This window comes from Type-D symbiont of Plautia stali (genome assembly GCF_001485335.1).
GTDB lineage: Bacteria > Pseudomonadota > Gammaproteobacteria > Enterobacterales > Enterobacteriaceae > Pantoea > Pantoea vagans_C.
Window position 1 is genome coordinate 64,512 of the sequence record NZ_BBOC01000010.1, and the last position, 19,999, is coordinate 84,510.

Sequence of the window (19,999 nt, forward strand, 5' to 3'; positions counted from 1 at the left end):
ATGCGCGTATTTAGCCAGGATTTTAATGATGGCGATAAGATGCCAGAGCGACACGTTTTCAACGGGATGGGATACACAGGGGATAATCTGTCACCCCATCTGGCTTGGGAAGGTGCCCCAGAGGGGACTAAGAGTTTTGTGGTGACCTGTTACGATCCTGATGCACCAACGGGTTCAGGTTGGTGGCACTGGGTGGTTGCGAACCTGCCAGCTGACGTGACGGAACTGGCGCAAGGTGCCGGTTCAGGGGTCGCCACCTTGCCAGCAAGCGCGATTCAGACGCGCACCGATTTTGGTCAAACCGGTTACGGCGGCGCGGCGCCTCCGCAGGGTGAGTCACATCGCTATATCTTTACCGTACACGCGATGGATACCGATAAAATTGACGTAGATGCCGGCGCGAGTGGCGCCATGGTGGGCTTTAATGTGCATTTCCATGCACTGTCAAGCGCGTCCATCACGGTGAAATACGCTTAATTTATCGTAGGGTGCGCATTGATGCGCACCTTGATAGCGGGTCGCCATAAATGGCGACCCTACGTTAAATACCTCAATCCAACGCGTGAATCACCACCCACATCGGGCCCTGGCCTACGGCGTAACGCGCCAGCGGTTGCAGCAGACCGCGCTCCGCAATCTTATACACTTCGATATGATGTGATTTCTGCCCCGCCGCCACCAGATACTGACCGCTGTTATCGATATTGAAACCGCGCGGCTGTGTTTCTGTCGGTTGGTAGCCTTCAATCGCCAACACCGAACCATCTTCGCTGATACTAAACGCCGTAATGGTGCTGCTGGTGCGGTCGCAGGCGTACAGGAAACGGCCATCTGGCGTGATGTGGATATCTGCCGCCCAGCGCGTATCGCTGAAATCTTTCGGCATCATGTCCAGGCTTTGCACGCGCTCTACCTGGCCGTGCACGTTGCTCAGAGCCCAGACATCCACGGTGCTGTCGAGTTCATTCACCACATAGCCGTAAGCGCCATTAGGATGGAACGCCATATGGCGTGGGCCTGCGCCTTCAACCGTGGTGACTTGTGTTTGCTCGCACGGTGCCAGAGTGCCGTCCGCGTTCAGTTGGAACAGGCAGATGCGATCCTGCTTCAGTGCCGGCACAAACAGCGTTTGGTTGCTGAGATCAATATTCGCCGAGTGGCAACCATCCAAACCGCTAATCACCTGGCTCGGTGCCTGCGGCACACCATCGCTGCCAATCGGGCTGATGCTGACGCAGGCATCGTTGTAAGAACCGCAGAACAGGTAGTGACCCTGACGATCGGTGGAGATATGCGTCGGGCTGCCCGGCAACGGCGCTTCACCGGCCAGGCTCAGCGAACCGTCGGCCGCAATGCGATACGCCAGCACGCGAAAATTCGGACGAACCCCGACATAGAGAAAATCTTTCTTCGGGCTCACCACCATCGGCTGCACCTGACCGGCCACATCCGTGACCTGCAATAACGTCAGTGCGCCATCTTCCTGTAACTGCCAGGCATGGATCTGCTGGCTCTCGGGACTGGCGGTATACACGACTTGTTTCATGCGTTTTTCCTTATTCGCTGCCTGATGAAAGGGATAACTGTAGCGCGTTTCATTTTGCCGCGCTGGATTCATTTGTGCCCTGTTTTTTGTCTCAGGGCCGCTGCCGGGTGTAGACTAAACGCTTTGCTAACTCCCGGACGGAAAGAGTAATGAGCTACCGCGTAATCGCCCTTGACCTTGATGGCACCCTGCTGACCCCGAACAAAACCATTCTGCCAGAATCGATTGAAGCGCTGGCCCGCGCACAACAGGCGGGTGTCAAAGTGCTGATCGTTACTGGTCGCCACCACTGCGCTATCCACCCTTTTTACCAGGCACTGCAGCTGGATACACCCGCAATCTGCTGCAACGGCACCTACTTGTACGATTATGCAGCGAAGAAGGTGCTGGCTTCCGATCCTCTGGAGAAAAGCCAGGCGACACGCGTTATCGAGATGCTCGATGAGGAAAACATTCACGGCCTGCTGTATGTGGATGACGCCATGCTGTATCAGGAGCCGACCGGCCACGTCACGCGTACCTTAAACTGGGCACAATCGCTGCCGGAAGCGCAACGTCCGCTGTTCCTGCAAGTGCCTAGCCTGGCGCAAGCGGCTCAGGATGCACACGCCATCTGGAAGTTTGCCCTTTCCCACCCTGATACCCGAGCATTACAGCAGTTTGCAGAGCGCACCGAAGCTGAGCTGGGGCTGGCCTGCGAATGGTCATGGCACGATCAGGTGGATATTGCTCAGGCAGGCAACAGCAAAGGTAAGCGTCTGGCGCAGTGGGTTGAGAGCCAGGGTTTGAGCATGCAAGACGTGCTGGCGTTTGGCGACAACTACAACGATCTCAGCATGCTGGAACAGGTTGGATTGGGCGTGGCGATGGGTAATGCTGATGACGCGATCAAAGCGCGCGCCAAAAAAGTCATTGGCACCAACCTGGAAGCGGGTATTGCCGAAGTGATTTACCAGGAAGTTCTGTAACCGTCTGAAATCAAAGGTGCGCATAAATGCGCACCCTACAAATGTGTCGCTATGTTGTAATCGACACACTCTTAATCTGCGCATACAGCCACTGATCGGGTCGAATACCCAGCTCATCCCTTGCCCATGGCGAAATTCGCGCCCACAGCTCACTGATGCCAATGCGCAATTTCACTTCGACCTGATCATCAATCTCCAACAACTCGACCACCTGGGCAGGCAAGATGTTGCGGACTGAGGTGTTTTGCGGCGGCTGCAGTGCCAGGGACACGTCTGCCGAGGCGATACGAATACGCAGTGCCGTTTTTACGGGCTGATTCACCCGGCTGACCCAAATGTGTTGGTCGCCCAGTGATAAAGCCGTCATTGGGTAATCGGGATGCTGCTCCAGCACCTGCACGCGCAGTACGCTGGTGCGATCGGCAATTGGGAGCCACGGGCGCATTGCCGCGCTACTCCACACCTTCTCCAGTGCGCCAAAGGCTTTCACTTTGCCACCGTCCAGCACCAGTACGTTGTCGGCCAGTTGCAGGATCTCATCCAGGCTGTGCGAAACGTACAGGATCGGAATATCCACCTGCTTCGCCAGCTTTTGCAGGTACGGCATCAGTTCACGCTTACGGATCAAGTCCAGTGAGGCCAGCGGTTCGTCCATTAGCAAGATGTCCGGCGCGGTGAGCAATGCGCGGCCAATCGCCACACGCTGCTTTTCACCGCCTGACAGGGATGCCGGAAAGCGATTGAGCAGCGGTTCCAGCCCAAGTAACGTCACCAGGCTGTTAAACTGCACCTTCATGTTCGCCGCCATGCCATATTGCAAGTTGCCCTTCACACGATAGTGCGGGAATAAACGCGCATCCTGGAAGACATAGCCGATGCGACGTTTTTCAGGCGGCAGATTCACGCGCGTCGCTGCATCAAACAGCAGGCGGTCGTTGAGCTGAATTTGTCCGTTCTGCGGTTGTGTCAAGCCACCAATCGCATTGATCAGTGAGGTTTTGCCCGCTCCCGACACACCAAAAATAGCGGTAATGCCACTGCCGGGGATCTGCACATTGACGTCAAGCAGGTGATCGCCCAGCTGTTGGGAAATATTCAGATTCAGCATCAGGCCGCTCCTAACCGCTTGCGGCCCCAGCGCGCCAGCAACTCAGAAGCCACCAGCGAGAGCAATGCCAGTGCAATCGCCACCGCACACAACCGTGCTGCAGTGCCTTCCGCGCCGGGCGTTTCAATCAGCGTAAACATCGCGGACGGAATAGTGCGCGTCTCACCAGGAATGTTGGAGACGAAAGTAATGGTTGCGCCGAACTCACCCAGTGAACGGGCAAAGGCCAACACCGTACCGACAATGATGCCCGGCAAGGTGAGCGGAAGGGTAATGGTGAAAAATACACGCCAGCGTCCCGCACCCAGCGTGCGTGCGGCTTGCTCCAGTTTGGTATCGACCGCTTCCAGCGCCAGACGTATCGCGCGTACCATCAACGGAAAAGCCATCACCGCAGAAGCCAGCACCGCACCGCGCCAGCTAAAGGCAAAGGTGAAGCCAAACCAGTCATACAGCCATTCGCCAATGAATCCACGGCGGCCAAGGGCAATCAACAATAGATACCCCACCACCACGGGCGGTAACACCAGCGGTAAATGGATCACGCTATCCAACAGGGTTTTGCCCGGAAACCGGCAGCGCGCCAGAATCCAGGCCATCATGATGCCAAACGGCAGGCTGACCAGTACTGCAACACAAGAGACTTTTAGGCTGAGAAACACCGCCTGCCATTCGGGATCGCTAAGTATCATTTCTTCGGCGTAAATCCATACTGTTTAAACACGGCAGCGGCATCCGGCCCCTGCAAGTACTTGTAGAAGGCTTCAACCGTTGCGTTCTGATGTTCTTTCACTATCGCCATTGGGTATTCCACTGGCTTGTGGCTGTCTTCAGGGAAGCGCCCGACCACCTGCACTTTGTCACTGGCCACGGCATCGGAACCGTACACAATGCCATAAGGCGATTCGTTACGTTCCACCAGGGCCAGCGCGGCACGGACGTTGTTGGCCGGAGCCAGCTGCGGCGATAACGTTTCCCACGCGCCCAGTTTTTGCAGCGCTTCTTTCGCGTAAATCCCTGCTGGCACATGATCCGGATCGCCCACCGCCAGACGTTCACCTTTTAACAGGCTTTTCCAGTCGGTTTGCGCATTGATGGTCACGGCTTTCGCGCTGTCACTCTTCGGCGCCACCAACACTAAATCGTTGCCCAGCAAGGTGTAGCGCGTGCTATCGACTACACTCTTTTTCGCCACCACATCATCCATCCACTGCTGGTCAGCAGAGATGAACAGATCGGCGGGGGCGCCCTGATCAATCTGACGCGCTAAGGTAGATGAAGAAGCAAAAGAAGACACCACCTCGACACCGGTTTTCTTCTGATACTGCGTGGCGATTTCCTGCAACGCATTGGTCAGTGATGCCGCGGCAAACACAGTGATCTTCTCTGCCGCCACGGCGTGGCTCGCCATGGAAACACTTAAAACAGTTGCAGCCGTCCAGCGGTAATTAATTTTCAGCATTGTTTACTCCTTGTTACGTTATATATTTGATAATACAACGCGAGGACAAATGCTGTCATGAGATATATATCGGCGGTTTTTGACAGAAGTTAAGGACAAAACGCCCGCGAAAAGCGGGCGTTTAGAAATCAATGATGTGGGCTGTTGGCAGGACGATCGTCGCGGCGGCCAAATTTTGAGATGACGTTGAAAACTTCACCCAAGCCGTAAATCAGACCGAGCATAATGGCCATCACAATTGGCACCATGATGACAGCCACAGCCAGGCTTTTAAGCAGTTCCAGCATGGAAACCTCACGCAGAAAATAAAAAAGTGATTGTAACGGTTAGGGAAAAAAACGCACTGCCCTTTTCGTGCTTTTACTTTTGGCCTTAAACTTGTCGGACTAACCCAAGGAGCTGACATGCAGGCAGAACTTTCTCTCAATATTCGTCTTCAGCAAAAGCTGTTTGCCGATCCGCGCCGCATCGAACTGCTGAAACGCGTGCAGGAAACGGGCTCCATCAGCCAGGGGGCAAAACTGGCTGGCATCAGCTACAAAAGCGCCTGGGACGCCATCAACGATATGAACCAGATGGCTGATCAAACTTTAGTCGACCGGGCCACGGGAGGCAAAGGCGGCGGTGGCGCGCAGTTAACCCGTTACGGCGAACGCCTGATTCAGCTGTTTCAGCTGATGGAGCAAATCCAGCAGAAAGCCTTTGATGCACTGCAAAATGACAGCTTACCGCTCGATAGTCTGTTGGCGGCCATTGCCCGTTTCTCGCTGCAGACCAGTGCCCGTAACCAACTTTTTGGCACCGTGTTGGCGCGCGACCATCAGCAGGTCCAGCAGCATATCGACGTCCAGTTGGCCGACGGCGTGACCCGACTGCAGGTCGCCATTACCGAACGCAGCGCTGAACGTTTGCAACTCGATAGCGGTAAAGAGGTATTAGTGCTGATTAAAGCACCGTGGATTCAGGTGAGCCGCGATGCCGTGAAGAGTGATAATCAGCTGCAGGTGACCATCAGCGCTATCGAACCCGGCGATCAGGTGAGCGAGGTATTAATGGCTCTGCCAAGCGGTGAGACCTTGTGTGCCACCCTTAATAATGCACAAGTGCAGCAGCAGAATCTCCAGCCGGGCGAGCCGGTGACCGCCAGTTTTAACGCTGAACATGCCATCATCGCCACACTGCTCTGAAATCCAGGCCATGATTTGACTTCGTCCGCCTTGCTCGCTACAACTGAGTAACACGATGCATAAAACGGAATGAATCATGGCTTCATTGCAAATTTCGCAAGGCATATTTCACCTTAGCGACACGCGAGCACTGTCACTTAACGATCTCACCCTGAACAGCGGCGAAAGCTGGGCCTTTGTTGGCGCCAACGGCAGCGGAAAATCGTCACTGGCACGGGCGCTCTCTGGCGAACTGACGCCGGGTAAAGGGCAAGTTACCCAGGATTTCCAGCGCCGTACCCGACTGTCACTGGAACAACTGCAAAAGCTGGTCAGCGATGAATGGGAACGTAACAACACCGATCTGCTGAGTGAAGGTGAAGACGATACCGGTCGCACCGCGGCGCAAATTATTCAGGACGAAGTGAAAGACGAGGCGCGTTGTCAGGCGCTGGCGCAGCAGTTTGGCATCACTTATCTGCTCGAACGCCGTTTCAAATATCTCTCTACCGGGGAGACGCGCAAAACATTGCTGTGTCAGGCGCTGATGGCGCAGCCGGATTTATTAATTCTTGATGAACCCTTTGATGGACTGGATGTGGCCTCACGCGCCAGCCTCGCAGAAACGCTGAGCGACTTGCACCAGCATGGCTATTCTGTGGTGCTGGTGCTCAACCGCTTTGATGATATTCCCGACTTCGTCCAGCAGGTTGGCGTGCTGGCAGAGTGCACCCTGACCCACGTTGGCGAACGCAAGGCGATTCTGGCTGAAGCCCTGGTGGCACAGTTGGCGCACAGTGAGAAGCTGGCAGGGATGGCGCTGCCAGAACCCGATGAGCCCGATCAGTTGCCGCATCTGGCCGACGATGCGCCGCGCGTGATCCTGCGTAATGGCGTGGTCTCCTATAACGACGTAGCGGTGATTGATGGACTGAGCTGGCAGGTGAATCCAGGCGAGCACTGGCAGATTGTTGGCCCAAACGGTGCCGGTAAATCCACCCTGCTCAGCCTGGTGACCGGCGATCATCCTCAAGGCTACAGCAATGATTTAACGCTGTTCGGCATTCGTCGCGGCAGTGGTGAAACCATCTGGGATATTAAGCAGCACATCGGTTACGTCAGCAGCAGTCTGCATCTCGACTATCGTGTGAGCTGCAATGTGCGCACAGTGGTGCTATCCGGGTTCTTTGATTCGATCGGTTTGTACCAGGCGGTTTCCGATCGCCAGAAAGCCCTCGCGCGGCAATGGTTGGCGCTGCTGGGCATGGACAATCATCTGGCCGATGCGCCGTTCCACAGTCTCTCCTGGGGCCAGCAGCGTTTGGTGTTGATTGCGCGTGCGCTGGTGAAACATCCAACGTTACTGATTCTGGATGAACCGCTGCAGGGCCTTGATCCGATTAACCGCCAGCTGGTGCGTCGTTTTGTAGACGTGCTGATTGGCGAAGGCCGTACCCAGTTGCTGTTTGTCTCGCATCACGCGGAAGATGCGCCGCAGTGCATTACCCATCGTCTGAGCTTTGTGAAGCAGGATAAAGGGTACGGCTATCAGCAGGATGATTTGCGATAACCTGGTCGCCATAAATGGCAACCCTACGTCAATCGTGCGCGGTTTTCGTAGGGTACGCATTAATGCGCACCTTTGATGTCACCTTATGTAACCGCTACCATTAACCCGCCTCGTATTTCAGCAAACACGCGCTATAACCCCACAAAATGAGAATCGTCACCTTGTGTAAACGATACCATTTATCCAGACTGGATCACGCTTTCATGCGGGCCTTTGTGCTACTTTGATCGCAGTGATTTTGATCCGTTTGCCGTTTACCAGGACTCGTTATGGAAAAATTTAACCCGGTTGATCATCCGCATCGCCGTTATAACCCATTGATCGATCAATGGGTGCTGGTCTCACCGCATCGTGCTAAGCGCCCATGGCAAGGGGCGCAGGAAACCCCTGCGCTGGAGCAACTGCCCGCGCACGATCCCGACTGTTTCCTGTGTGCAGGCAACACGCGTATCACCGGTGACAAAAATCCTGATTACAAAACCACCTATGTCTTCACTAATGACTTCGCCGCGCTGATGACCGATACGCCTGACGCGCCGGAAAGCGAAGACATCTTGATGCGTTGTGAAAGTGCGCGTGGTACCAGCCGTGTGATCTGCTTTTCGCCCGATCACAGCAAAACGCTGCCCGAGCTGCCGTTGAGTGGCCTGGAAGATATCGTGCGCACCTGGCAGGAACAGACCGCCGATCTCGGTCAACACTACCCTTGGGTGCAAGTGTTTGAGAACAAAGGCGCGGCGATGGGCTGCTCAAATCCCCATCCGCACGGTCAGATTTGGGCCAACAGTTTCCTGCCCAACGAAGCGCAAAAAGAAGATGATAATCAGCGCCGCTACTTTGATGAAAAAGGTTCTCCGCTATTAGTGGATTACGTCGCGCGCGAGCTGAAAGACGGCAGCCGCACGGTGGTGGAGACCGAACACTGGCTGGCCGTGGTGCCTTGGTGGGCGGCATGGCCGTTTGAAACCCTGCTGCTGCCAAAAGCCCACGTGAAACGCATCACCGATTTAACGCCGGCCCAGCGCAGCGATCTGGCGCTGGCGCTGAAGCAGCTCACCAGTCGTTATGACAACCTGTTCCAGTGCTCATTCCCCTACTCCATGGGCTGGCACGGCGCGCCGTTTAACGGTGAAGCTAACGACCACTGGCAGTTGCATGCTCACTTCTATCCGCCGCTGTTACGTTCGGCCACGGTACGCAAATTTATGGTTGGCTACGAAATGCTGGCCGAAACCCAACGTGATTTAACGGCGGAACAGGCAGCAGAACGTCTGCGTTCTGTCAGCGATATCCATTTCCGCGAGGCGCAATAAATGTCATTAAAATCCATCACTCAACAGGTTTTCGCTGACACTTTTGGCTATCAGCCGACGCACAGTATCCAGGCGCCAGGTCGTGTGAACCTGATTGGTGAACACACCGACTACAACGACGGCTTTGTGCTGCCGTGTGCCATCGACTATCAAACCGTGATTGCCTGCGCCAAACGCGACGATCGTCAGGTCCGCGTCGTCGCGGTTGATTACGATAATCAGCAAGACAGTTTCTCGCTGGACGCGCCGATTGAGCCGCTGAAAGAACCGATGTGGGCCAATTATGTGCGTGGTGTGGTGAAACATTTGCAGAAGCGCGATGCCAGCTTCGGCGGTGCCGATCTGGTGATCAGTGGTAACGTCCCTCAGGGTGCAGGTCTCAGTTCATCGGCATCGCTGGAAGTGGCAGTGGGCACAGTGTTCCAGCAGCTGTATCAGCTGAAACTCGACGGCGCGGCGATTGCGGTCAACGGCCAGGAAGCGGAGAACCAGTTCGTGGGCTGCAACTGCGGCATTATGGATCAGCTGATCTCCGCGCTCGGCCAGCCCGATCACGCCATGTTGCTGGATTGCCGTACCCTCGGTACGCGCGCGGTCTCCATGCCTGAAGATGTCGCTGTGGTGATTATCAATTCTAACTTCCGTCGTAGCCTGGTGGGCAGTGAATACAACACCCGCCGTGAGCAGTGTGAAACTGGTGCGCGCTTCTTCAACAAACCCGCGCTGCGTGACGTGACGCTGGCCGAGTTCCAGGCCTCTGAATCACAACTCGATGCTTTAGTGGCGAAACGTGTACGCCACGTCATTACCGAGAATGCCCGTACGCTGGAAGCGGCCGATGCCCTGAGCAGCGGCGATCTAAAACGCATGGGCGAACTGATGGCGGAATCCCATGCTTCGATGCGTGATGATTTCGAAATCACCGTACCGCCGATCGATCAGTTGGTTGAGATTGTAAAAGCCGAAATTGGCCCGCGTGGTGGCGTGCGCATGACCGGTGGTGGTTTTGGCGGCTGCATCGTGGCGCTGATGCCAACCAATCTGGTTGATCAGGTGAAAGCCGCAGTGGCCGAGAAATACGAAGCGCAGACCGGCATTAAAGAGACCTTCTACGTGTGCAAAGCGTCAGCAGGAGCGGGCCAATGGTAACTGACGTCAATTCCCATGCGCCAGACGGGCAACCGTGGCGCATCACCGTGTTGCGTAATCGCAATGGCATGGTTGCCACCTTTATGGATTGGGGCGCGACATGGTTGTCTGCACGCGTACCCATGCAGGATCACAGCGTGCGCGAAGCACTGTTAGGCTGCGCGACACCATCGGACTATCTGCATCAGGATGCCTATCTCGGCGCGACTATCGGCCGCTACGCGAACCGTATCGCGTCGGCTGAACTCAAGCCGCTCAATCTGCTGCTGGCCGCCAATCAGGGCTCACATCAGCTGCACGGCGGGCCAGAAGGCTTCGACAAACGACGCTGGCAGATCGTTAGCCAGAGCGAAACCGAAGTGCATTATCGCCTCGACTCACCCGATGGCGATCAAGGCTTTCCCGGTAATCTGATTGCCGACGTGGTTTATCGTCTTGATGAGGATAACAGCCTGTCGATTCGCTATCAGGCGGAAACGGACAAGGCTTGCCCGGTCAATCTCACTAATCATGCTTACTTTAACCTTGATGCGCATCATGGCGATGCGCGCCAGCATCGCTTACAACTGCACGCGGATCGTTACTTACCGGTCGACAGTGAAGGTATTCCCAACGCGCCACTGAAAGCGGTGGCGGGCACCAGCTTCGATTTTAATCAACCGAAGCGTGTGATGGATGACTTCCTCGCCGATGACGATCAAAAAGCAGTAAAAGGTTATGACCATGCCTTCCTGCTGAATACCGCAGGCGACAGCAGCCAACCCGCCGCCCAATTGTGGTCGGAAGACGGCAAGCTGTCATTGACTGTGTTTACCGCCGCACCGGCGCTGCAGTTCTATTCCGGCAACTATCTGGAAGGAACGCGCGCCCGTGAACAGGGCAGCTATACTGCTTTCCAGGGCATCGCGTTGGAGAGTGAATTTTTACCGGATTCGCCCAACCATACCGAGTGGCCACAGCCGGATTGCTGGCTGCAACCCGGCGACCGCTGGCAGTCTGAGACGTGTTATCGCTTCACGGCACACTGAGCCAGCGGATGAAAAACGCGCACTGCGTTACCGACAGACTTACGCAGTGCGATGTTTTCCGCTATGGTATGGCGCTATTAGTGAGCCACAGCGTCAGGTGGCCGCAGCCGGTTTCGATAACTATCTACATCAAGCATTAAGGAGTTAAGCTATGGCCGTAACTAAGCTGGTTCTGGTGCGACACGGCGAAAGCCAGTGGAACCAGGAAAACCGCTTCACCGGATGGTATGACGTCGATTTGTCTGACAAAGGTCGCACTGAAGCCAAAGCAGCCGGTCAGCTGCTGAAGAAAGAAGGTTTCGTGTTTGATTTCGCTTACACCTCCGTGCTGAAACGTGCCATCCACACCCTGTGGAACGTGCTGGATGAGCTGGATCAGGCTTGGCTGCCGGTTGAGAAAACCTGGCGTCTGAACGAGCGTCACTACGGTGCGCTGCAAGGTCTGGATAAAGCCGAAACCGCCGCCAAATACGGCGACGACCAGGTTAAGCAGTGGCGTCGTGGCTTTGCCATCACCCCACCAGAACTGGACCGTGCAGATGAGCGTTTCCCTGGCCACGATCCACGTTACGCATCACTGACTGATGCGCAGCTGCCAACCACCGAAAGCCTGGCACTGACCATTGAACGCGTGATCCCTTACTGGAATGAAAACATTCTGCCGCGCATCAAAAGCGGTGAGAAAGTGATCATTGCTGCACACGGTAACTCACTGCGCGCACTGGTTAAATACCTCGATAACCTGAGCGAAGACGAGATTCTTGAACTGAACATCCCAACTGGCGTGCCGTTGGTGTATGAGTTTGACGAGAACTTCAAACCGCTGAAGCGTTACTACCTGGGTGATGCAGACGAGATCGCAGCGAAAGCGGCGGCCGTTGCTAACCAAGGTAAAGCCAAGTAATTACCGGCTTAAAATAAAAAGGCCAGACGCGAGTCTGGCCTTTTTTATGCGCGCGAGGCGTTTAACCGCGGCGCTGTTTGATCGCCTGCGCCAGTTGACGCAACGCTTTCTCGGTGTCTTCCCAGCCAATACAGGCATCAGTGACACTCTGGCCGTAGACCAACGGTTTACCGCTTTCGAGACTCTGGTTACCTTCCACCAGATGGCTCTCAATCATCACGCCGGTAATCGCCTGCTCACCGCCAGCAATCTGCTGCGCCACGTCTTCAGCTACCACCATCTGACGCTGGAACTGTTTGCTGCTGTTAGCGTGGCTGAAATCGATCATCACCTGCGGACGCAAGCCCGCTTTTTCCAGACCGGTTTTCACCGCTGCCACATGCTCTGCACTGTAGTTCGGCTCTTTGCCGCCACGCAGGATGATATGGCAATCTTCGTTACCGCTGGTTTCGACAATCGCCGAGTGGCCAAATTTGGTGACGGAGAGGAAGCAGTGCGGCGCACTGGCTGCCCCAATCGCATCGATCGCCACTTTAATGGTGCCATCGGTGCCATTTTTGAACCCAACCGGGCAAGAGAGACCGGAAGAGAGTTCACGGTGCACCTGTGATTCGGTGGTGCGTGCACCAATAGCGCCCCAGCTCATCAAATCAGCCATGTACTGTGGGGTGATCATATCAAGGAACTCACCCGCGGCTGGCAGGCCGGTGTCATTGATGTCCACCAGCAGTTTACGCGCCAGGCGCAGACCGTCGTTGATTTGGAAGCTGCCATCCATGAAAGGATCGTTAATCAGCCCTTTCCAACCCACAGTAGTACGCGGTTTTTCAAAATAAACGCGCATTACCACTTCAAGCTCACCCTTGAGTTCTTCACGCAGTGTCAGCAGGCGTTGAGCATACTCTTTGGCCGCTTCGGTATCGTGGATCGAACAAGGACCGATCACCACCAGCAGACGATCATCTTGACCGTGTAGAATGCGGTGAATTGACTGACGTGCCTGAGCAACGGTTTCAGCGGCTTTATCGGTAGCGGGGAATTTTTCGAGCAAAGCAACAGGAGGCAGTAACTCTTTGATCTCTCTGATGCGTAAATCGTCGTTCTGGTAATCCATGCTTAATTCCATTCAAATTTCTGGCCCCGCGTTCGCCGGGCGCAACCTGTTAAATGTATCCCTTCGGGCATCAGGTGTAAATTCCACGCGCACGGAAATGCATTTGTTAAATTTGCATTTATCTGGTCATCGACTAAGCTTTTTAAACGTAAGCACCAAGGAATGACGGTCTTGCAATATTAAATTTTTAAGCGAGGCGTTAATGGTGGAATTATATTCCGTCACGGTACGTTATTTTCGTCAACCAGCACCAGCGAGTGCCTGATGGCAACTAACCATCGATTAAAGGAGCATAATGATGAATAAGTTTGCATTGATCTTTTTGACGGCAGCGATGACTTTGGGCAGTGGCGCAGCAATGGCCGCTGACAACAACAACGGTAGTGCTAACGCCTCCGCTGAAGCCGGGGCCGCTGCGGGTGGCGCGAAACAGAATCTGCCACCCAATAACGTTGATAACAGCAAAATCAACAACGGCAGCATGAATACCAACAGTGCCGCCACCTCAGGCACCAGCAGCGGCAATATGACCGCTGAACAGATTCATAAAAACACCATGTGTAAAGACGGCAAATGCCCTGATATGAATAAGAAAGTCGACACCAAAGAAGGTGGCGGCCATGTGAAGCATAAAACGGATGGCACTTCACAGTAAGTCTTTGCCGATCACACAAAGGGAGCGCTACGGCGCTCCCTTTATTTTTCCCTCTGCTCTTTTCCGCTATGCTGAAGCCCTCAAATAAACAGGAACTGTTTTATGGCTTCGCTACTGCTCATTGATGACCATCCGCTGGTTGAAGTCGCACTGGAAGCGGCCTGCGTTAATGCCCCCATTCCTTTAAAGGTGCACGCGGCGGCAGATGAAATCCAGGCCCGCCAATTTTTGCAGCAACATACCTACGATCTGATCGTGCTCGATATCGGCTTGCCAAACAGTGATGGGCTGGAGCTACTGCGCCGCCTGCGCGCGCGTGATGAATGTTGCCCGGTATTAATCTATTCGGCGCAGCAGAGCCGCCATACGCTGCTCAGTGCCGTATCATTGGGTGCGGCGGGTTATGTGGTAAAGAGCCAGAGCATGGCACAGTTGTTAAGTGCCATTCTCGCCGTGCTTGGCGGCCAGCAAGCCTTCCCGCCACTGCCCGACCGCATTGAATTACCGCTCACCGACAAAGAGCAGCAGATTGTCGCACTGTTAGTACGTGGCCTGTCGAATCTACAGATTGGTGAACAGCTGCATATCAGCAATAAAACCGTCAGTACCCACAAGAAAAACATTCTGGAGAAAACCGGCGTGCAGTCCGTGGTGGAATTAGCCGAACTGTGGAAAGCGCAGCAGTGAGAGGCGTTATACTGCTGTGCGTGCTGCTATTCAGCCTGGCCGCTCGCGCAGATTTACAGCCCGCCAGCAGTGTGATGCTGCCCGCCATGATGCCTGCCCCGCATGCCGAACCCTGGACAGCACCTAACCTGCGCGTTGCCGTTCCGGCACAAAACAGCGCACCCTGGGCGATGCGCATTGGCGACCGTATTTGGGGTATTGATGCAGATTATCTCAGCGCCCTGAGCCAGCTCACCGGCACGCACTTTACCCTGCAAACCTACCCAGACCGGGCTCAGCAACTTGCCGCGCTGGCGCGTGGCGACGTCGATTTTGTCTTGAGTAGCGCACACTATCCGCTCACCGATGGCCTGCAAACCAGCGACAGCTGGTACAACAGCCCGGTGCGTATTTATCGTAATCGAGATAACCAGCGGGCCGTGATGTTCAACAGCGATAGCGCCCAGCTCACCATTGCTGAGGCCACGCTGGCGCAATTGCCTGAAGCCTTTGTGCGCAGCCACCGCTGGCACAGCCTGCCGGGCGATTTACAGGCGTTATATGCCCTGCTCAACCAACAAAGTGATTATCTGGTGGCAGACGAAGCCAGCGCCGGATTTCTGCTCAGCCAACTACAACAGGGACAGATTTACCAAATCACTGCCGACCCCGGAGCGGGTGAACTCTCTTTACGCGCATTCGCGCGCGATCCGGCGCTGATTCAGTGGCTCAATACGCAACTGCGTTTACTCCCCGCCGAGTTCAGTAACCGGGTTCAGCAGCGCTGGAGCCCACCCTTGCTGCGATATCAGGATACGCAGACGTTAATGCTGACTGCCGCCGAGAAACAGTGGCTGGCACAGCAGCAGGAGATCTCTTACGCCGCCGAAGCCGACAATGCGCCCTGGAGTTACCGTGATAGTAACGGCAATGCACGCGGTTTTGGCATCGACTTGCTCAACGCCTTGAGTCAAAGCACCGGGCTGCACTTCACGCCACGCTGGGTGAGCAACCCGCAGCAGGCCAATGCGCTGCTACAGCAACATCAGGTCATGCTGAATCTCATGCAACCGCTATATGAAGACGATGCCAGCAGCAACACCTTGCCGGTATGGCGCGCCATCTGGGGGATTTATACCCTCAATACTCAGCAGCCGATGGGTTGGCAGTCACTGCAGCATCGACGCGTTGGGGTTTTACGGGCTGACTTAGCCCAGCGTTTACTGCCGGCTGATATCACCCCACAGTTGTTTGACGATCGTGCGCAGCTGTGGCAAGCCCTCAATAGCGGCCAGATCGATGCGCTGGTGGATAACGTGCTGTCGGCGCGCTGGCGCATGGCCAGCCACAGCGATAATCGCGTGCATTTGGCCTTCGCCGCCAGCGATATTGCCTGGCCACTGGCTCCGCAAGTCAGCAGCGAACAGCCGCAATTGCGAGCACTGTTGGATCATGCACTGCAGCAGATCCCGCCGGATACGCTAAATCAGATGCGCATCAGTTGGTCACAGCCGCCGCAACCGGGCACCAGTGTGGCAATGCGTAATGTCCCGCTGATGATCTTGATCGTGGCAGGGCTCACCATCCTGCTGCTGTTAATCCTGCTATTACGCCGTTACCTGCAACAGCGCCGTGAACGTATCCAGCGCGAACAGGCTGAACGCGCCAATGCCGCCAAAAGCCAGTTCCTTGCCACCGCCAGCCACGAATTGCGCACCCCGATGCAGGCGATTCTCGGTCTGCTGGAACTTGAACAGCAGCAGCATCCCAGCGAACGATTGACGCTGATGCACAGCAGTGCCCGCTCACTGATGACGCTGCTGAATGATTTGCAGGATCATGCCCGCATTGAGAATCAGAGTTTCCGTCTGGCCCCGCGCCCGCTCAATCTGGCACTCTGGCTGCAACAACAGCAGCAGTTTTACCATCCATTAATGCGTGAATCGGGCCCAGAGATGATCATCGAAGCCCTGACGCCGTTGCCCACCTGGGTGATGTTGGATAGCGATCGCCTGCAACAGGTGGTGAATAATCTGGTGGCAAATGCGCTGAAGTTCACCCGCCATGGCGAAGTACGGCTGTCGCTGGCAGTGGATGAACAAATTCATCTCACCGTGGCGGACAGTGGCAGCGGCATTCCGCTCAGCGAACAGACGCAGCTGTTTGAACCATGGTATCAGGCCCCATCCGGCAAAAGCCATGCGGTACAGGGCAGCGGTTTAGGCTTGTTTATTTGCCGGGAGATTGTGCAGCGCATGGGAGGAAGCCTGACGCTGACCTCCGAACCCAAGCAAGGCACTACGGTGAACGTCCTGCTGCCACTGGAACGAAGTGATACTGGCCCCGTCGAAGATCATGCCATCTGGCCGCGCTATCCACATCTGCGCGTGGCGGTTGTTGATGATCATCCGACCAATTTGTTGGTTCTACAGCAGCAGCTGGCAAGTTTTGGCGTGACAGCTGAACTGTTTGAGGACGGCCGTAGCCTGCTGCGAGCCGATGCACAACAACCGTTCGATGTTCTGCTCATCGACCAGATGATGCCGCGCCCGGATGGCTTAACCCTGCTGCGCATTCTGCGCCGCCGCCATCAGCGACTTGGCAGTCCCGCGCTGCGAGTACTCTGCTCCGCCGATGTGCAGTTGCTGAAAATCACGCTGCAGGATAACGAAGCCCTGCTGCTGAAGCCGATTGAGCGGGAGCATCTGGCACCGCTGCTGGCGCGCGCCGTGCAGGATCCCCTGAGCCAGCTACCCGAGAGCCTGCTGATTCTGGCGCAGCACAATGAGGCCTTTATCCCGCGCATCTGCCAGACGCTACAACGCACACTACAGCAGGATCGTGATGCACTGCAGGTCGCCAGCGCCAGCAAGGACTGGCCCGCACTGGAGCGTGCCGCACACCGCATGAAGGGGAGTTGGCTACTGCTGGGCATGGATGACATCGCCGGGCACTGCCAGCAACTTATCGACCAGGCAAAACAGCAACAGCTGGGCGCGGATGCACTCAATTTACTGATATTATTAACGAACAGGTTACTTAACCAACTGGAAAGTTATGGCACACACTCATTCTCACAGCGAGCATAACGGCAACCGCACCCGTCTGGCGGCCGCGTTTGGCGTCACCGCCCTGTTTATGGTGGCCGAAGTGATTGGCGGCGTAATTTCAGGCTCGCTGGCGCTACTGGCCGACGCCGGGCATATGCTGACCGATACCGCTGCGCTGCTAATGGCGCTGCTCGCCGTACAATTTGCCCAGCGTAAACCCAATGCGCGCCACACCTTTGGTTTGCTGCGTCTCACCACTTTAGCGGCATTCGTTAACGCCATCGCCCTGCTTGTCATCACCGTATTGATTGTCTGGGAGGCGCTGCGCCGCTTCTACCAACCGCAGCCGATTGAAGGGGGGTTGATGCTCGGCATTGCGATTGCCGGTCTGCTGGCTAATCTGCTCTCGTTCTGGCTGCTGCATCGTGGCAGTGAGGAGAAGAACCTCAACGTGCGCGCGGCGGCTCTGCATGTGCTGGGCGATCTGCTGGGTTCAGTGGGTGCTATTGTCGCTGCGGTCATCATTATGCTGACCGGCTGGACACCGATTGACCCGATTCTGTCGCTGCTGGTGTCACTGTTGGTGGTGCGCAGCGCGTGGTCACTGCTGCGGGAAAGTTTGCATGAACTGCTGGAAGGCGCACCGAGCAACATCAATGCCGATAAACTGGCACGCGAGCTGACGCGCAATATCGCGGAAGTACGCAATGTGCATCATGTGCACGTTTGGCAGGTTGGAGAAAAGCCAGTGCTGACGCTGCATGTGCAGGTGATTCCACCTTACGATCATGACGGCTTACTGCGCAGTATCCATAAGTATCTGCATCAGCACTACCAGATTGCTCACGCCACCGTGCAGATGGAGTATCAGCCTTGCGTCGGGCCGGACTGCGAACTCTGCGCGGTCAACAGTTCAGCGCAGCACGATCACCATGAACATGCTGCGCTGGATGGTCACGCCCATCACCATCACTGATTAGAGAGTGCGCGCGACCCTTGTTCGCGCGCGCTCTGCATCCACAGGCGCGTGCCGTTGAGCGCAATCAGCGTCAGAATCGCGTACTCCAGTGACATCGCATAAACACCCTGACGGGCAAAGATCATTACGCTGATCACATTGATCACCACCCACAACAGCCAGTTCTCAACGTATTTTCGCGTCATCAAAATCATCGCCACAATCGACAGTACCATCATGCAGGAGTCCCAGAACGGGAACGCATCCGGCTGCAGTTGCGGCATCTTTACCTGCATACCCAAGCTTTGCATGATCCCGACCGCTGTTTTCGTCAGGAACGCAAATACCGGATCGATATACAGCGTCATCAACGCGATGGCTACCACGCAGGCCACGCCCCACCCCAACGCTTTTGGCAGCGACAGCCAGCGGATTTTCAGCGCGATTTCATGGTTCGCGGTTTGTCGGCTCCATGCATACCAGCCGTAGACGTTGGCGACAAAGAAGAACAGTTGCAGCAGCAGACTGGCATACAGCTGGATCTGGAAAAAAATCACCGCAAACAGGGTGACGTTGATCAGTCCAAACAGGTAGTTAATGATTTTTTCCTGGCTGGCGAGCCAGATACACAGTAACCCTGCGAGGGTGCCTACCGCTTCGATCCACGACAGGTCGTAGCCCCCGACGCCTATCGGAATGTGAACCAAAATATTTTGTGTGCTGAAGAAGTCCATGAAGTGCACCTGTATGAAAGCCGTCTATGGCGGAGTGCCGATCATTCTGGCTGGGCGGCCCAATGCCCGCCCCTGCAACAGTCAGTCAGCAACATGCACCTAGGCGTTCCCTTTCACCTTGAGTTTAAGTTGTGCTGCAAAGTCTAGCATGCGGTTAAGCGGGATCAACGCGGCTTCACGCAGCGCCGCATCGACATGAATTTCATGCTCTTTGCCGCCATGCTCCAGCCCTTCAGCAATGGCTTTCAGGCCGTTCATCGCCATCCACGGGCAGTGCGCGCAGGTCCGGCAGGTGGCGCCCTCACCCGCTGTCGGTGCTTCCAGCAACTCTTTGTCTGGCACCGCCTGCTGCATTTTGTAGAAGATGCCGCGATCGGTCGCGACAATCATTTTTTGGTGCGGCAAGGTTTTCGCTGCCTGGATCAACTGGCTGGTCGATCCCACCGCATCGGCCAAATCCACAATCGCCTGCGGAGATTCCGGATGAACCAGCACCGCCGCCTCAGGATAGAGTGCCTTCATGCGCTGCAAGGCCTGGGTTTTGAATTCATCATGCACAATGCAGGCGCCCTGCCAGCACAGCACGTCAGCGCGAGTCTGTTTGGTGA

At 55.6% G+C, this 19,999-nt stretch carries 20 protein-coding genes; 12 read left to right on the top strand and 8 right to left on the bottom strand.

Annotated elements, in window-relative coordinates; translation table 11 throughout:
• On the top strand, positions 1-477 hold the full coding sequence (locus PSSD_RS05270) for a kinase inhibitor (RefSeq protein ID WP_058969847.1): 477 nt from the start codon (positions 1-3) through the stop codon (positions 475-477).
• A gap of 73 nt (positions 478-550) precedes the next feature.
• On the opposite strand, the gene pgl is transcribed toward PSSD_RS05270, so the two are convergent.
• Positions 551-1,546, bottom strand: coding sequence for a 6-phosphogluconolactonase (gene pgl, locus PSSD_RS05275; RefSeq protein WP_058969865.1), 996 nt, complete (start codon positions 1,544-1,546; stop codon positions 551-553).
• Positions 1,547-1,695: 149 nt separating this feature from the next.
• Here pgl and PSSD_RS05280 point away from each other — a divergent pair, with 149 nt between their 5' ends.
• Positions 1,696-2,514: a pyridoxal phosphatase gene (locus PSSD_RS05280; RefSeq protein ID WP_058969849.1), complete on the top strand. Its 819-nt coding sequence runs from the start codon at positions 1,696-1,698 to the stop codon at positions 2,512-2,514.
• Positions 2,515-2,563: 49 nt separating this feature from the next.
• Here PSSD_RS05280 and modC read toward each other — a convergent pair whose 3' ends face one another.
• From modC to PSSD_RS26430, 4 genes are all read right to left on the bottom strand, one after another.
• The gene (modC, locus tag PSSD_RS05285; protein WP_058969850.1) at positions 2,564-3,622 is read right to left on the bottom strand and encodes a molybdenum ABC transporter ATP-binding protein ModC; all 1,059 of its coding nucleotides are present in this window, start codon (positions 3,620-3,622) and stop codon (positions 2,564-2,566) included.
• Complete coding sequence (gene modB / locus PSSD_RS05290; protein WP_039336628.1) at positions 3,622-4,314, bottom strand: molybdate ABC transporter permease subunit; 693 nt, start codon at positions 4,312-4,314, stop codon at positions 3,622-3,624. The genes modC and modB overlap by 1 nt, the downstream gene beginning before the upstream one ends.
• Entirely contained in the window at positions 4,311-5,084 is a 774-nt protein-coding gene (modA, locus tag PSSD_RS05295) for a molybdate ABC transporter substrate-binding protein (RefSeq protein WP_058969851.1), read from the bottom strand. Before modA ends, modB begins: the two co-directional genes overlap by 4 nt.
• Before the next feature lie 128 nt (positions 5,085-5,212).
• Positions 5,213-5,371 carry an AcrZ family multidrug efflux pump-associated protein gene (locus PSSD_RS26430; protein ID WP_072214949.1) on the bottom strand — a complete coding sequence of 53 codons (159 nt, stop codon included), beginning with the start codon at positions 5,369-5,371 and terminating at the stop codon, positions 5,213-5,215.
• A gap of 117 nt (positions 5,372-5,488) precedes the next feature.
• Between PSSD_RS26430 and modE the strand changes: the two genes are divergently transcribed.
• From modE to gpmA, 6 genes are all read left to right on the top strand, one after another.
• Positions 5,489-6,271, top strand: coding sequence for a molybdenum-dependent transcriptional regulator (modE, locus tag PSSD_RS05300; RefSeq protein ID WP_058969852.1), 783 nt, complete (start codon positions 5,489-5,491; stop codon positions 6,269-6,271).
• 76 nt (positions 6,272-6,347) lie between these two features.
• Positions 6,348-7,820, top strand: coding sequence for a molybdate ABC transporter ATP-binding protein ModF (modF, locus tag PSSD_RS05305; protein WP_039336636.1), 1,473 nt, complete (start codon positions 6,348-6,350; stop codon positions 7,818-7,820).
• Positions 7,821-8,089: 269 nt separating this feature from the next.
• Positions 8,090-9,133 carry a galactose-1-phosphate uridylyltransferase gene (galT, locus tag PSSD_RS05310; protein ID WP_058969853.1) on the top strand — a complete coding sequence of 348 codons (1,044 nt, stop codon included), beginning with the start codon at positions 8,090-8,092 and terminating at the stop codon, positions 9,131-9,133.
• Positions 9,134-10,282 carry a galactokinase gene (galK, locus tag PSSD_RS05315; protein WP_058969854.1) on the top strand — a complete coding sequence of 383 codons (1,149 nt, stop codon included), beginning with the start codon at positions 9,134-9,136 and terminating at the stop codon, positions 10,280-10,282.
• A complete protein-coding gene (galM, locus tag PSSD_RS05320) occupies positions 10,276-11,310 on the top strand; it encodes a galactose-1-epimerase (protein WP_058969855.1) in 1,035 nt (344 codons plus the stop codon). Before galK ends, galM begins: the two co-directional genes overlap by 7 nt.
• A gap of 151 nt (positions 11,311-11,461) precedes the next feature.
• A complete protein-coding gene (gene gpmA, locus PSSD_RS05325; RefSeq protein WP_039336643.1) occupies positions 11,462-12,214 on the top strand; it encodes a 2,3-diphosphoglycerate-dependent phosphoglycerate mutase in 753 nt (250 codons plus the stop codon).
• 61 nt (positions 12,215-12,275) lie between these two features.
• Here gpmA and aroG read toward each other — a convergent pair whose 3' ends face one another.
• Entirely contained in the window at positions 12,276-13,328 is a 1,053-nt protein-coding gene (gene aroG / locus PSSD_RS05330) for a 3-deoxy-7-phosphoheptulonate synthase AroG (protein ID WP_058969856.1), read from the bottom strand.
• Positions 13,329-13,623: 295 nt separating this feature from the next.
• Between aroG and PSSD_RS05335 the strand changes: the two genes are divergently transcribed.
• The 4 genes from PSSD_RS05335 (at position 13,624) to zitB (ending at position 18,675) form a co-directional block, all read left to right on the top strand.
• Positions 13,624-13,983, top strand: coding sequence for a YbgS-like family protein (locus tag PSSD_RS05335; protein WP_058969857.1), 360 nt, complete (start codon positions 13,624-13,626; stop codon positions 13,981-13,983).
• A 102-nt stretch (positions 13,984-14,085) separates the two neighbouring features.
• Positions 14,086-14,670, top strand: coding sequence for a response regulator transcription factor (locus tag PSSD_RS05340; protein ID WP_058969858.1), 585 nt, complete (start codon positions 14,086-14,088; stop codon positions 14,668-14,670).
• Positions 14,652-17,738: an ATP-binding protein gene (locus PSSD_RS05345; RefSeq protein WP_058969859.1), complete on the top strand. Its 3,087-nt coding sequence runs from the start codon at positions 14,652-14,654 to the stop codon at positions 17,736-17,738. Before PSSD_RS05340 ends, PSSD_RS05345 begins: the two co-directional genes overlap by 19 nt.
• A complete protein-coding gene (gene zitB / locus PSSD_RS05350; protein ID WP_058969860.1) occupies positions 17,707-18,675 on the top strand; it encodes a CDF family zinc transporter ZitB in 969 nt (322 codons plus the stop codon). Before PSSD_RS05345 ends, zitB begins: the two co-directional genes overlap by 32 nt.
• On the opposite strand, the gene pnuC is transcribed toward zitB, so the two are convergent.
• Both pnuC and nadA read right to left on the bottom strand, forming a co-directional pair.
• Positions 18,669-19,391 (bottom strand): nicotinamide riboside transporter PnuC, encoded by a 723-nt coding sequence (gene pnuC, locus PSSD_RS05355; RefSeq protein ID WP_058969861.1) that lies wholly within the window; start codon positions 19,389-19,391, stop codon positions 18,669-18,671. The two genes, zitB and pnuC, sit on opposite strands and share 7 nt — an antisense overlap.
• A gap of 99 nt (positions 19,392-19,490) precedes the next feature.
• A partial coding sequence (nadA, locus tag PSSD_RS05360) for a quinolinate synthase NadA (protein WP_167347657.1) occupies positions 19,491-19,999 on the bottom strand: 509 nt, incomplete at its 5' end.

Coding starts and splice junctions, on each gene's coding strand:
- PSSD_RS05270 (WP_058969847.1), top strand. CDS start 1: ATGCGCGTATTTAGCCAGGATTTTAATGATGGCGATAAGATGCCAGAG.
- pgl (WP_058969865.1), bottom strand. CDS start 1,546: ATGAAACAAGTCGTGTATACCGCCAGTCCCGAGAGCCAGCAGATCCAT.
- PSSD_RS05280 (WP_058969849.1), top strand. CDS start 1,696: ATGAGCTACCGCGTAATCGCCCTTGACCTTGATGGCACCCTGCTGACC.
- modC (WP_058969850.1), bottom strand. CDS start 3,622: ATGCTGAATCTGAATATTTCCCAACAGCTGGGCGATCACCTGCTTGAC.
- modB (WP_039336628.1), bottom strand. CDS start 4,314: ATGATACTTAGCGATCCCGAATGGCAGGCGGTGTTTCTCAGCCTAAAA.
- modA (WP_058969851.1), bottom strand. CDS start 5,084: ATGCTGAAAATTAATTACCGCTGGACGGCTGCAACTGTTTTAAGTGTT.
- PSSD_RS26430 (WP_072214949.1), bottom strand. CDS start 5,371: ATGCTGGAACTGCTTAAAAGCCTGGCTGTGGCTGTCATCATGGTGCCA.
- modE (WP_058969852.1), top strand. CDS start 5,489: ATGCAGGCAGAACTTTCTCTCAATATTCGTCTTCAGCAAAAGCTGTTT.
- modF (WP_039336636.1), top strand. CDS start 6,348: ATGGCTTCATTGCAAATTTCGCAAGGCATATTTCACCTTAGCGACACG.
- galT (WP_058969853.1), top strand. CDS start 8,090: ATGGAAAAATTTAACCCGGTTGATCATCCGCATCGCCGTTATAACCCA.
- galK (WP_058969854.1), top strand. CDS start 9,134: ATGTCATTAAAATCCATCACTCAACAGGTTTTCGCTGACACTTTTGGC.
- galM (WP_058969855.1), top strand. CDS start 10,276: ATGGTAACTGACGTCAATTCCCATGCGCCAGACGGGCAACCGTGGCGC.
- gpmA (WP_039336643.1), top strand. CDS start 11,462: ATGGCCGTAACTAAGCTGGTTCTGGTGCGACACGGCGAAAGCCAGTGG.
- aroG (WP_058969856.1), bottom strand. CDS start 13,328: ATGGATTACCAGAACGACGATTTACGCATCAGAGAGATCAAAGAGTTA.
- PSSD_RS05335 (WP_058969857.1), top strand. CDS start 13,624: ATGATGAATAAGTTTGCATTGATCTTTTTGACGGCAGCGATGACTTTG.
- PSSD_RS05340 (WP_058969858.1), top strand. CDS start 14,086: ATGGCTTCGCTACTGCTCATTGATGACCATCCGCTGGTTGAAGTCGCA.
- zitB (WP_058969860.1), top strand. CDS start 17,707: ATGGCACACACTCATTCTCACAGCGAGCATAACGGCAACCGCACCCGT.
- pnuC (WP_058969861.1), bottom strand. CDS start 19,391: ATGGACTTCTTCAGCACACAAAATATTTTGGTTCACATTCCGATAGGC.